Source organism: Massilia sp. CCM 8734 (genome assembly GCF_011682155.1).
In the GTDB taxonomy this organism is placed as follows: domain Bacteria; phylum Pseudomonadota; class Gammaproteobacteria; order Burkholderiales; family Burkholderiaceae_D; genus Telluria_A; species Telluria_A rubra.
In genome coordinates this window covers 48243-60485 of the sequence record NZ_WHJI01000038.1, presented here as the reverse complement: position 1 = coordinate 60485, position 12243 = coordinate 48243, and the positions used below count along the sequence as shown (strand labels likewise).

10 protein-coding genes are annotated in these 12243 nt (G+C 64.0%); 3 read left to right on the top strand and 7 right to left on the bottom strand.

Annotated features, from left to right (window positions below):
• Positions 1-8: 8 nt before the first annotated feature.
• The 5 genes from F2P46_RS27450 to F2P46_RS27430 all read right to left on the bottom strand — a co-directional run bounded on the left by F2P46_RS27450 (position 9) and on the right by F2P46_RS27430 (position 6178).
• A complete protein-coding gene (locus tag F2P46_RS27450; protein ID WP_166896229.1) occupies positions 9-188 on the bottom strand; it encodes a CsbD family protein in 180 nt (59 codons plus the stop codon).
• A 379-nt stretch (positions 189-567) separates the two neighbouring features.
• Positions 568-750, bottom strand: coding sequence for a CsbD family protein (locus tag F2P46_RS27445; protein WP_166874069.1), 183 nt, complete (start codon positions 748-750; stop codon positions 568-570).
• Between the two features lie 94 nt (positions 751-844).
• On the bottom strand, positions 845-1468 hold the full coding sequence (locus F2P46_RS27440; protein ID WP_166896227.1) for a class I SAM-dependent methyltransferase: 624 nt from the start codon (positions 1466-1468) through the stop codon (positions 845-847).
• A gap of 7 nt (positions 1469-1475) precedes the next feature.
• Positions 1476-3524 carry a M13 family metallopeptidase gene (locus F2P46_RS27435; RefSeq protein ID WP_166896225.1) on the bottom strand — a complete coding sequence of 683 codons (2049 nt, stop codon included), beginning with the start codon at positions 3522-3524 and terminating at the stop codon, positions 1476-1478.
• A gap of 26 nt (positions 3525-3550) precedes the next feature.
• A complete protein-coding gene (locus tag F2P46_RS27430; protein ID WP_166896223.1) occupies positions 3551-6178 on the bottom strand; it encodes a M1 family metallopeptidase in 2628 nt (875 codons plus the stop codon).
• Positions 6179-6379: 201 nt separating this feature from the next.
• Between F2P46_RS27430 and F2P46_RS27425 the strand changes: the two genes are divergently transcribed.
• On the top strand, positions 6380-7207 hold the full coding sequence (locus F2P46_RS27425) for an HDOD domain-containing protein (protein ID WP_166896221.1): 828 nt from the start codon (positions 6380-6382) through the stop codon (positions 7205-7207).
• Positions 7208-7331: 124 nt separating this feature from the next.
• Complete coding sequence (locus F2P46_RS27420; protein ID WP_166896218.1) at positions 7332-7610, top strand: flagellar protein FliT; 279 nt, start codon at positions 7332-7334, stop codon at positions 7608-7610.
• A 334-nt stretch (positions 7611-7944) separates the two neighbouring features.
• Here F2P46_RS27420 and F2P46_RS27415 read toward each other — a convergent pair whose 3' ends face one another.
• Together F2P46_RS27415 and F2P46_RS27410 are read right to left on the bottom strand one after the other, a co-directional pair.
• A complete protein-coding gene (locus F2P46_RS27415) occupies positions 7945-9168 on the bottom strand; it encodes an aminotransferase class I/II-fold pyridoxal phosphate-dependent enzyme (protein ID WP_166896216.1) in 1224 nt (407 codons plus the stop codon).
• A 359-nt stretch (positions 9169-9527) separates the two neighbouring features.
• Entirely contained in the window at positions 9528-10637 is a 1110-nt protein-coding gene (locus F2P46_RS27410) for a hypothetical protein (protein ID WP_166896214.1), read from the bottom strand.
• Between the two features lie 116 nt (positions 10638-10753).
• Here F2P46_RS27410 and fumC point away from each other — a divergent pair, with 116 nt between their 5' ends.
• A complete protein-coding gene (gene fumC / locus F2P46_RS27405) occupies positions 10754-12145 on the top strand; it encodes a class II fumarate hydratase (protein WP_166896212.1) in 1392 nt (463 codons plus the stop codon).
• The last annotated feature ends 98 nt before the right edge of the window (positions 12146-12243 follow it).

Below are 12243 nucleotides of genomic sequence, written 5' to 3'. Positions count from 1 at the left end.
CGGACCAATTAGTTGGTCGCATCCTTGACGGCTTCTTTGAGGTCGCCGATTTTCTCCTGGGTTTTGCCTTCGATCTGGTTTTCCAGGCCTTTAGCTTGCTGTTCGGTGCTACCGACCAGTTTGCCAGCTTCTTCCTGAATTTTGCCGCCGATGTCTTGCAGTTTGCCGTTGACTTGATCTTTGTTCATGGTGAGGCTCCTTGAAGTGCTCATGGCCAAGAGTGGCGATGTAGTGAAGCCATCTTACTGCTGAGTTCAAAACAGATCAGTTCGTTTCCGCACATAAGCCAACAATTAATTTCCAACCAAAAAATTCCACATTTCCCTGGCACCATCGTTTCCCAACCGGGGGCTGACCTCTGATTAGCAATAAAAAGGTTTTGATTCGGAACTCTGACGCCGGCCAGGAAACTTTTTATCATCGAACACCAGCTGAAACCGCAGATTTGCTGCCCACCTGCATGGAAAACCCGAACTGAAGCGGTAAACGACACCGGGGTCTGACCTCTGATTCGAAATATTTCGAATCAGAGGTCAGACCCCGGTTGTAGGGGGAATCAGCGCTGGATCAGCGGTTTCCTTGGTCCTTGAGCACTTCTTTGGCGTCGCCGAATTTTTCCTGGGTTTTGCCTTCGACTTGCTTCGACAGCCCTTTGGCTTGCTGTTCGCTGCTGCCGATGACTTTGCCGACTTCTTCCTGGATCTTGCCGCCGATGTCTTTCGCTTTGCCTTTAACTTGGTCCTCGTTCATTTTCGGTACCTCATATGGTGAGTGAAACTGCGGGGCGCGCTACTGTGCGACGGACTCAGAATAGACCGTTCCTCTGAACCGTTCCGTTCGCTATCTAACCATACGGCTTGCGCCAGACGCTCGCCAACCAAGGCTGCTGGTCGCGCGGCAAGCCTTCCGGGCGATAATAATGATGCAGTGGGGAAAAGCCGGCCGCTGTCATGTACGCCTGCCAGGTCGCGAAATCGTAATAGCTGCCGTAGCGCGGCCCGTTCCAGCCTTCCCGGTTGTCGCCGCGCGGGTTGGAACTGAACAGCACGCCGCCTGGTTTCAGGGCCGCGTACACATCGTCGAGCACCTTCGGTAACGCGCGACTGGGCACGTGGAACAACACCGCGTTGGCGAAAATGCCGTCGAACAGGCCGGCCGGCAGATCGAGGTGCACGAAGTCCTGATGCCACACTTCGCAGCCGCTGTAGGCGCGCGCCATGGCCGCGAACTCGCCCGAACCATCGAGGCCGATGGCGCGGTGGCCGAGGGCGCTGAAAGTCTTGAGGTCGCGCCCCGGCCCGCACCCCAGGTCGAGCAAGGTGTACGGCGCCGCGCCTTCGATGGCGCCCAGCAGCGCGCCGATGTTCTGGCTCACGTCATGGTCCACCGTGCCGCGGAAGAACTGCTCCGCGGTGCTGTCGTAGTGCGCCAGCGTCAGGCGCGTGATGGCGTCGATGTCCTCGCTCATGGCGCCCCTACCACACCTTCACGCGTTCGGCCGGCGCCAGGTACAGGGCCTGGCCGGGCTTGACGTCGAACGCCTTGTACCAGGGCTCGAGATTGCGCACGATGGCGGTGCGGTATTCGGCCGGTGCGTGGCCATCGGTCAGCACGCGCTGGCGCGCGGCCGCTTCGCGCACCTTGGTCTGCCACGCCTGCGCGTAACCGAGGAAGAACTGCTTGTCGGCGTCGGCCGGCGCGTCCTGCCCCAGCGAGGCTTTGTAGGCGTCGTAGGCCGCCGCCACGCCGGCCAGGTCGGCCAGGTTTTCGCTCAGGGTCAGCTGGCCGTTGACCGCCAGGTCGGGGAACGGCTTGTAGGCGCTGAACTGCGCCACCAGCTTGTCGGCGGCGCCCTTGAAGTGGGCCATGTCTTCCTTGGTCCACCAGTCGCGCAGGCGCCCCTGGGCGTCGAACTGCGCGCCCTGGTCGTCGAAGCTGTGGCTGATTTCGTGGCCGATGATCGAGCCGATGGCGCCGTAGTTGGCCGCGTCGGACGCCTTCGGATCGAAGAACGGAGGCTGCAAGATCGCGGCCGGGAAGTTCATGGCGTTTTGCAGCGGCAGGTTGACCGCGTTGACCAGTTGCGGCGGCATCGCCCACGCGCTGCGGTCGACCTTTTGCTTGAGGCGCGCGATCTCCTGCTCGGAATGGAATTGTTCGGCGCGCACGGCGTTGCCAAGCGCGTCCCCCGGCAGCACTTTCAGGCCCGCGTACGAGCGCCAGCGGTCCGGGTAAGCCACGCCAACGTGCATGGTCTTGAGTTTTTCCTGGGCCTGGGCGCGGGTTGCCGGGGCCATCCAGTCCAGCTGGTCGATGCGCTTGCTGAAGGCGGCGATGATATTGCCAACCATTTTCTGCACGCGCGCCTTGTTCTCGGCCGGGAAGTGGCGTTCGACGTACAGGCGTCCGACCGGTTCGTCGAGCGCTTCGTTGGTGGCGGCCAGCGCGCGCTTCCAGCGCGCCGATTGCTGCGGCGTGCCGCTCAAGGCCTTGCCTGCAAATTCGAAGTACTGGTCGGCGAAGGCTTTTGGCAGGGTCGCGGCAAAGTGATTGACCTGGTGGAAGACGAGGAAGTCCTTCCAGGTCGCCACGTCCGTGCTCCCGACCAGCGCGGCCGCTCCTGTCAGGGCGCCCGGATGCCAGACGATGAAGGTCGGCTCGCCCGCCAGCCCGGCGCTCTTGAAGAACGCGTTCCAGTCCATGCCCGGCGCCTTGGCGGCGAAGTCTTTGCGGGTCCAGCTGTTGTTGGCCTTGACGATGTCGGCCGAATCTTCGCGGCTGGCGTGCGAGCGGGCGATCTTCATTTCGAGGTCGAACACCCTGGCGGCGCGCACCTCCGCGTCGGGGTAGCCTGCCAGCTTGAGCATGGCGCCGATGTGCTGCTGGTACTTGGTGCGCAGTTCGGCCATGCGCGGGCTGTCGGTCAGGTAGTAGGCGCGGTCGGGCATGCCCAGGCCGCCTTGCAGCAGGTAAGGCGTGTTGCGGGCCGGGTCGTTCAGGCCCTGGGCAATCCACAGGCCGAACAGGTTTTCGGTGAAGAAGTCGGTGTTGTTGAGCGGGTCGACGTCGGCCCGCAGCGATTGGCCGAGCGCGCGCGTCAGGGACGCCTTGTCCTTGATGGCGTCGATCTTCGCCAGCAGCGGCTTGAGGGGCGCGACGCCTTTGGCTTCGATGGCCGCTTCGTCCATGAAGGTGTTGTAGAAGTCGGCGACCTTGCGCGCGTCGCCCTTGGCTTTTTTATCGGCCGAGACTTCCTCGATCAGTTTGACGATGCGCGCGTTGCTCGTTTCGGCCATGGCGGCAAAGGCGCCCCAGCTGCTGCGGTCGGCCGGGATTTCGGTCTTGGCGAGCCAGTCGCCGTTTGCGTAGGCAAAGAAGTCGTCGCCCGGCAGCACCGGGGCGGTGATGGCCTTGGCGGCCGGCGCCGCGTCCTGGCCGGCGCCATGCGCGGGGGCGAAGGCGAGCGAGGCGCCGCACAGGGCGAGGGTCAGGGCGGTCTTGAGCGGGGTCCAATGTGTTTTCATGTGGGGTTCCTTGTTGCGTTGTTCTGTTATTTTAGCGCCGCGCGCACCTGCGGCAGCAAACGGGATTTCTGGGCGGCGCGGGTGCGGATGCCATTGGCCACGCGTTGTGCTTCGACCTGGGCATCGGGGCCGAAGTTCTGCTTCACGTACGCTTCCATCATGTCCGCGTGGGCCGGATTGGAGGAGGACGATACCACGCTCGGGAAAAAGCGGTTCTGGCCAACCGATTCCTGGTCCTTCATCAATGCCGCGCGGTTGGCGGTGGCGAAGGCCCACGCCAGTTCCACGTGTTCGCCGCGCGCCACGGCTGACACCAAAGTGGAGGTCAGCTGCGCCGGCAGTTCGGGCGAGAGCGCCATGTTCAGGGTGCGCCGGACCAGGGCCGGGTCGCGCGCCAGGCTCATCGAGCGCGCGTAGCGGTTGCGTTCTTCGTCAGTCTGGGCTTGCGTCACGCGGCTGGCCAGCGCGTCGTAGGTGGCGGCGTCGCCGTAACGGCCGGCCACGCGCATGACGAAGTCGATCATCGACGGCGATACGCTGGCAGGGTCGTTCAAGAAGCGCGCAAAGCGGGCGCGCCCTTCGGCGATCACGGCCGGGTCGCCAATCTTGGCCAGCGCGCCGGCCAGCAGGGCGCGCAACTGGCGCTCTTCGGTCGATTCGCCCGGCTTGTCGTCCCAGCCGAGGCGCGCGAACCTGGGCGCGGCCAGGCTGGTGATGTAGCGCCGCACCAGCGCGCGTTCCGGTTCGCCTTCGGCCAGGGTGTCGAGCGTGGCGAGGTTGTCGAGCATGGCGTTCCATACCGCCAGCCGCGGTTCGTCGGCGTAGGCCGATGCCAGTTTGATGTAGCTGCCCAGCTGCAGGCGGTCGGCCTGCACCAGGCTCCAGGTGTCGCCCAGCAGCTTGAGGCGGGTGGTGTCGGGCAGTTTGGCGGCTTGCCCCGCCAGCGCGTCGAAGCCGGCCTGGTCGTACTGGACGCGGAAGTAGCCGACGCTGGCCGGGTCGATCACCAGCGTACCGTCGCACGATGGCTGCGTGATGGTGGTGCTGGCGCCCGAGAACAAGGCGTAACTGGCCTTGCCGCCCACGGTGCCCACTTGCACCGGCACATTCCACAGGCGTTTTTCAAGCGCCGGTTCGTCCAGGCGGAACTGCTCCTGCGAGAGCGTCACTTTGCGCTTGCCGTCGACGCAGCTTTGCTCGACCTTCAGCAGCGGGAAGCCGGACTGGGTGGTCCAGTCGGAGGCCAGCTTTTCGACCGGTTTGCCGGAGGCTTTTTCGAGCGCGGACCAGAGGTCGGCGGTGGTGGTGTTGCCGTACTGGTGCTTGGCCATGTAGGCGCGGATGCCCTTGCGGAAGGGTTCTTCGCCCAGGTAGGCTTCGAGCATGCGCAGGAAAGCCTGGCCCTTGCCGTACGTGATCGAGTCGAAGGCGTCGGCGGCCTGCGCTTCGGTCAGCACCGGGGTCTGGATCGGGTGCGTGGTCTTGCGCGCGTCCAGGTTCATGACGCTTTCGCGCTCGGCCAGGGCGCCCAGCTGCACGCGCCACTCGGGATGGAAATGGTCGGTGGCCTTGGTCGCCATCCACGAGGCGAAGCCTTCGTTGAGCCACAGGTTGTCCCACCAGCCCATGGTCACCAGGTTGCCGAACCACTGGTGCGCCACTTCGTGGGCGTTGATGCCGAACGAGGTCTGGCGCACGCTGTCGGGACTCTTTTGCGGGTCGACCAGCAGGGTCGATTCGTTGTAGACGATGCCGCCCCAGTTTTCCATGGCGCCGTTAAAGCCGCCGGGGATCGCAATCTGGTCCAGTTTCGCCAGCGGGTAAGGGACGCCGAAGTAGTTGTTGTAGTAGCGCAGCAGGTCCTTGGTGGCGCCCAGCGCGTAGGCGGCCGAGGGCAGCTTGCCTTCGGTGGTGACGATGCCGATCTCCACCCCGTCCTGCTTGGCGCTGACCCGTTCCAGCTGGCCCGCGACCAGCACCAACAGGTAGCTCGGCATCTTGGGGGTGACGCCGAAATGGAAGCGCTGCAGGCCGCCGTCGAGCTTTTCCTGGCGCTCGAGCGGGGTGTTCGAGTAAGCCTTGAAGCTGGCCGGCAGGTCGACGGTGAGCTTGAAGGCGGCGCGGAAGGCCGGTTCGTCCCAGGTCGGCAGCAGGCGGCGCGTGTCGGTCGGCTCCATGTTGGTGGCGATCATGGTGCGGGCGGCGCTGCCGGCCTTGTACTTCATGTGGAACATGCCGCGCGCTTCGCGGTTGATCAGGCCATGGAATTTGAGCGCCAGGTTGTAGCGGCCCGGCGCGAGCGGCTGCGCGAGCGCGAAGCTGAGCGTTTCTTGTTCCTTGTCGACGACTGGCGTCAATTTGAGTGCGCCGATGTTTTTGCCGGACAGGCTGGCGGCGTCGATCTCGATGTCGACCGCGTTAAGCATGATGCGCGAGGTGGTCTTGAGGACTTCGATTTCGACCGTCTGGGAGCCGAGGAAAGTGTTGGCGGCCAGGTCGGGGATCAGGTGGGCGGCGTACTGCACCGGCACGATATCCTTGGGCAGCTTGCCCGGCGTGGTGGCGAAGGCGTACGGGGCTTCGGCGTGGGCGGCAAAGGCGGTACAGGCCAGCGCGATGGCGGCGGCGAAGCGGCGCTGTTTCAATAATGTCATCTGTGTTCTCTTTTCGTGGCGGCGCCGGGGCCGGCGCATTTTTCCCAGCCTGCACTTTAATCGAGCGCGGGGTGAAATGCTGATCAAATGCGACAAACTGCACGATTTGCCGCCAGAGTGCGTAAAACGCGAACCGTAGCGCTACCCTGAGGTTTTCTATATAGTCACCCTGCCGCGCGCCCGCGACAACCAGGAGACACGATGACCCTTGAAGCCCTGCTGCAAAATCCCAACGCCCTGCCCTCCGCACCGAAAGTGGTCGCGGAACTGATCAGCAGTTTCGACGACCCGGATGTGGCGGTCGAAGAAGTCGCGCGCAAGCTCTCGCTCGACCCGGTCCTGAGCGCCAAGCTGCTGCGGCTGGCCAACTCGGCCTACTATCACGTCTCGCGCCGGATCGGCAATGTGGGCGACGCGGTGCGCATGCTCGGGTTTGTGACGGTGCGCACACTGGTCATCAGTTCGGGCCTGGTGGGCAGTTTCAAGACGGTGCCGGGACTCGACCTGAAGCGCTTTTGGCGTTTCAGCCTGCACACGGCGGTGGCGGCCAAGTGGATCGCCAAGCAGATCGGCGCCAATACCGACCTGGCCTTCACGATCGGGATGATGCACGGGATCGGGCAGCTGGTGATGCACGCGGGCGTGGCGCAGCAGGCGCGCGAGCTCGATCAAACGGTAGGGCCGTACGACAACGGCCGGATCGCGGCCGAGCGGGCGCTGTTCGGCTACGATTTCGGCATGGTGGGGGCGGAACTGGCGCTGCGCTGGAAATTCCCCGACCTGTTTCACCAGACCTTGCGCCACTTTCCCGAGCCGACCCCGGAGTCGCCCTCGTACCGGATGGCGTCGGTGATTCACCTGGCCGTGCTGCGCGCGCGTTATGAAGAGCGCCAGCCGAACGATGAGGAACTGGCGGCATGCTTCACCCAAGCGCTGGCGACCGGGCTGGGCGTGGCGCCGGAGGACTTGTTCGCGGGGATTCCGCCGCTCGGGGAGCTCAGTGGCGGGCTGGAAGAGCTTATCAATTAAGTATTTTTCAACCTGGCTAAAAATATTTTCAGGTTTTTTTGAAAAAGACCTAAAGTTCCGCGCAATCCCGACGTTATGGAAGGACACGCGGTAATCTTTATAAATTTTTTGGCCAGGTGAGCGCATGACCTCCAACGAAGTTCTCTCGATGTACGAAAATATTGCTGGCCTGACTGGCAAGATGGCGGTTGCGGCAAAAGCAGGCGACTGGAATGGCATGGCCAAGCTGGAAACGCAGTGCAAGCAACATGCGGCGGCGGTCAAGACCGGCGTGCCCGCACTCGATGGCGCGCCCCGCATGCGCAAGATCGACTTGCTCAAGCAAATCATGGCCAATGACCGCGCGGTGCGCGAGATTACCGAACCGTGGCAGTTGTCCGATGTGATGTGCGCGACGCACTGAGCTGCTTAACAATGTGAACGAAAAGATGTGAACGAAAGCGCCCGAGGGCGCTTTTTTACGTCGTCGTTCCCGCGAAGGAGGCTGTTTCAAAAGGGACGCGTTCAACGACTACCACCTCCAGCACCGTCGTTCCCGGCCTCGGCGGCCCCCTTGGCGGGAATCCAAGTTCGCTGCTATGCCACGGAATGGGATTCCCGCCAAGAGGGCCGCCCAGGCCGGGAATGACGGATAAGAGTCTACCGCCTAGCGGTGATTTTAGCGTTTTGAGACAGCCTCCTTCGCGGGAATGACGGAGCTATGCCTTGGGCGACTAGCGATGCACGTGGTGCGCGCGCTAATACCCCGCCACAGCCAGTTTCAACGCCAGCGCAATCCCCTCGGCCGCCTGGGTAATCTCCGGCAGCGACGGAAAACTCGGGGCGATGCGGATATGGCTGTCCTGCGGGTCGACCCCGTACGGATACGCGGCGCCAGCCGGCGTGAGCGTAATCCCGGCTTCCCTGGCCAGCGCGATCGTCTTCTTGGCCGCACCCGGCGGCGTCACCAAGTCGATAAAGTACCCGCCTTTCGGCACCGTCCACGACACGCCCGGCACATCGCCCAGGTGCGCCCCGAACTGCGCCAGCACGGCGTCGAACTTGGGCTTGAGCAGCGCCGCGTGGCGCCTCATGAGCGCTTCCACGGTTGCGCGGTCTTTCAACAGGCGCACGTGGCGCAGCTGGTTGATCTTGTCCGGGCCGATGCTGCGAATGCCCGCATGCCTGGTCCACCAGGCGATATTGGCCGGCGACGAGGCCAGCGCGGCAATGCCCGACCCGGCCCAGCTCACCTTCGAGGTCGATGCGAACACGATCGCCCGGTCCGGGTTGCCCGCCCTGGCGCATTCGCCAACCAGCTCGGCGACACGCACGTTTTCGTCGGTGAGGTGATGGAAACGATAGGCGTCGTCCCACATCAGCCGAAAGTCCGGCGCGGCGGTTTTCATGGCGGCGAGGCGGCGCACCACCTGGTCCGAGTAGACCGCGCCGGACGGATTGCTGTACTTCGGCACGCACCACATGCCCTTGATGCTGGCGTCACTGGCCACCAGGCGCTCGACGACATCCATATCCGGCCCGTCGTCGTTGAGCGGCACATTGATCATCTTGATGCCGCGCGCTTCGCAGATCGAAAAATGGCGGTCGTAGCCCGGCACCGGGCACAAGAACACGCTCTGCTGGCCAACCCAGGGCTGGCCGCCCGGCACGCCGTTCAACAGCGCAAACACGATCACATCATGCATCAGCGACAGGCTGGCATTGCTGTCGACCACGACCTGGGCGCTTGGGACATCGAGCAGGCTGCCGAACAGCGCGCGCGCTTCGGGCAAGCCCACGCCCAGGCCATAATTGCGGGCGTCGGCGCCATCGGCCGCACTGAAGCCGGGCAAGGCATCGAGCAGGTCCTTGGACAGGTCAAGTTGTTCGGGAGATGGTTTGCCGCGCGACATGTCGAGCTTGAGTCCGCGTTGCAGGAACAGCTCGTATTGCGCTTGTGCCGGGTGTGTTGCCGTCGTCATGTGCTTGCCTTCAGTGGTTAGGGTCACCAAAGAGTATAGCTTGAAGGCAAATTGATCGCTGGGGGAGGAAAGAATTCTGGAGAGCGATCACCAGGTATCTCCTGGTGTCGCCTCTTGCCGGTTGCATCCGGCGTCCGCTGGCGCATCGTTGGCTGGCGGACCGCTTCCGGGGACAGGCGTTTCTTCAACGATTATCTGCTTGCCGCGCCACGCTATCGTTGGTGGCTGCGCCAGATCCTGGGCCCGTTTTTGCAGTCCCGCAGGACCACGGAAACCAGTATAGCGCAGTTTTGAAAGTTGTGTAGACGACTTCGTGCGCGTGCGCATCTTTTTTCAATATTTTTATATATACAACGAAATCAGCTCGCATCGGGCTCGACGTGAAGCGCCGGCGCGGGCGCTTTCGGCTTGCGTTTGAAGCGCGCGGCAAGTCCGGCGAACATGCCCGTTTTGGCCGCTGCCGGCGCGTCGGCAGGTGCGGCGCCCTCGGTGGACAGCGCGGCCTTGCGCTTGCGCCGGCGTAGCAGGAACCAGACGGCCAGGGCGGTCACGAGGGTCGCGCCCGCGCCGGCGCCGATCAGCATCCAGGGAAACTCCTCCCCTTTCTTGGCGGCGTTCTTTTTGGCGAGGGCCGCGCGCGAGAGGATCGGCGGCGGCGCGGCCGGCGCGGCCGCATGGCTGGAGGAAGCCGCATCATGCCCGGCCGATGCCGCCGCATGGCTGGCGACGGCACTTTTGCCCTCGATGGCCCGTTGCAGCAATTTGACCTTTTCTTCGAGCTCCACAATCCGGGCCGACAGCACGCCATTCTTGCGGTCGAGATCGACGCACGTCTTGAGTTGATCCTCACTGATCTGGGGACAGGATGACGATGCGGCCGATGGCAGTTGCAAGACCCGCACCGGGCGCGGCGCTGGCGCTGACGCAACCCTCGCGGGCGCGGCAGGCAACGACGCAGGGACCGGGACCGGAACCGGGACCGGAACCGGGACCGGAAGCGCGACCGGAACAGGAACAGGAACCGGCGCGGGAGGCGGCGCCGGCTGCGGATCATGGCTGAGCCACAAGGTCACTGCGCGCACTTCGCGCTTGCCGCCTTCACCGAGCATGAGGAACAGATGCACATAATCACTCTCGACCGGCTTGACCGAGGTGATGTGCAGAAACTGGCGACCGTCGCGCCGCATCACCGACAAGGTCAGGTTCGACAGCACCGGATGCATGCGCACATTCGCGCCGCGCCACACATCGGCGTCGGCCAGGCGCACCTGCACGCTGGCGCCGCGCTCGGGCGATTCGGCCAGCGCCGTCAGTTCCACATCGGCCACCAGCGGCTGCCCGATGTACGAACGCACCTGGGCCTCGCCCAGCTCGGCGGCGTGGGAGCTGGCAAGCGCGCCGGCCAGTATCAGGCCGAGAATCAAGATAATGCCGGACCGGGCCAGCCGGGCGATTCGCGAATGGTGCATATATGGTAATGTTGTTAAGCTAATGACGAAGGAGCGGAGAAATCTGTAGCCCTACCGTAATTAACGTACGCCGAGATAAACTCTTTAATCGCAATCCCAAATAAACAGGCAGCTAAATGGAAACAAGAATCGAAAAAGACAGTTTTGGCCCGATCGCGGTCCCGTCCGAACGCTTGTGGGGCGCGCAGACGCAACGCTCGCTGGAGCACTTTGCCATCTCGAGCGAGCGCATGGCGCCCGAGCTGGTGGCCGCGCTGGCCCAGGTCAAGCGTGCCGCCGCCGCCGTCAACCGCTCGCTCGGCCTGCTGCCGGCCGAGAAGGCCGACGCCATCGTCAAGGCCGCCGACGAGGTGCTCGACGGCAAACATCCCGACGAATTCCCGCTGGTCGTGTGGCAGACCGGCTCGGGCACGCAAAGCAATATGAACATGAACGAGGTGCTGGCCAACCGCGCTTCCGAACTGAGCGGCGGCGCGCGCGGCGAAGGCCGCCTGCTGCATCCGAACGACCATGTGAACCTGGGCCAGTCGTCCAACGATATTTTCCCGACCGCGATGCACGTTGCAGCGGCCCAGGCCGTGGTGCAATCGCTGCTGCCGGCCCTGGCGCGCCTGCGCGCCACGTTCGAGATCAAGTCGCGCGAGTTCGCCGACATTGTCAAAATCGGGCGCACCCATTTGCAGGACGCGACCCCGCTGACCCTGGGCCAGGAATTCTCGGGCTATGTGGCCCATCTGGAATACTCCGAACACGCGATCAAGTCCACCCTGCCCGGCCTGCTGCAACTGGCCGCCGGCGGCACGGCGGTCGGCACCGGCCTGAACACGCACCCGGATTTTGCGGCCCGCATCGCGGCCGAAATCGGCTCGCGCACGGCGCTCAGCTTCAAGACCGCGCCCAACAAGTTCGCGGCCCTGGCCGGGCACGACGCGCTGGTCGGCACCCACGGCGCCCTGAAAACCCTGGCCACGGCCTTGATGAAAATCGCCAACGATGTGCGCTGGATGGCGTCCGGCCCGCGCTCGGGCCTGGGCGAGATCAGCATTCCCGAAAATGAGCCAGGCAGCTCGATCATGCCGGGCAAGGTCAATCCGACCCAGTGCGAAGCGCTGACCATGCTGTGTTGCCAGGTGTTCGGCAACGATGTCGCCATTACCATGGGCGGCGCGTCCGGCAACTTCGAGCTGAACGTATTCAAGCCGATGATCGCCCATAACTTTTTGCAAAGTGCGCGCCTGCTGGCCGACGGCATGCGCTCGTTTAACGAGCATTGCGCGCACGGCATCGAGCCGAACCGCGAACGCATCGGCGAACTGATGGAACGCTCGCTGATGCTGGTGACGGCCCTGGCGCCGCACATCGGCTACGACCGCGCGGCCCAGATCGCCAAAAAGGCGCAGCACGAGGGCACCACCCTCAAGCAGGCGGCGCTGGCGCTCGGATTTGTGACGGAACAACAGTTCGAGGAGTGGATCGTGCCGCTTGAGATGACCCGGCCCGGCTTGTAAGGACGTACGGCGTGTAACGTACGGCGTGTAAGGTACGGCGTGGGCGCGGCGCGGCGCGGGCAACGTTGACGCGCCGCGCCGATGCCGCCACACTGCGC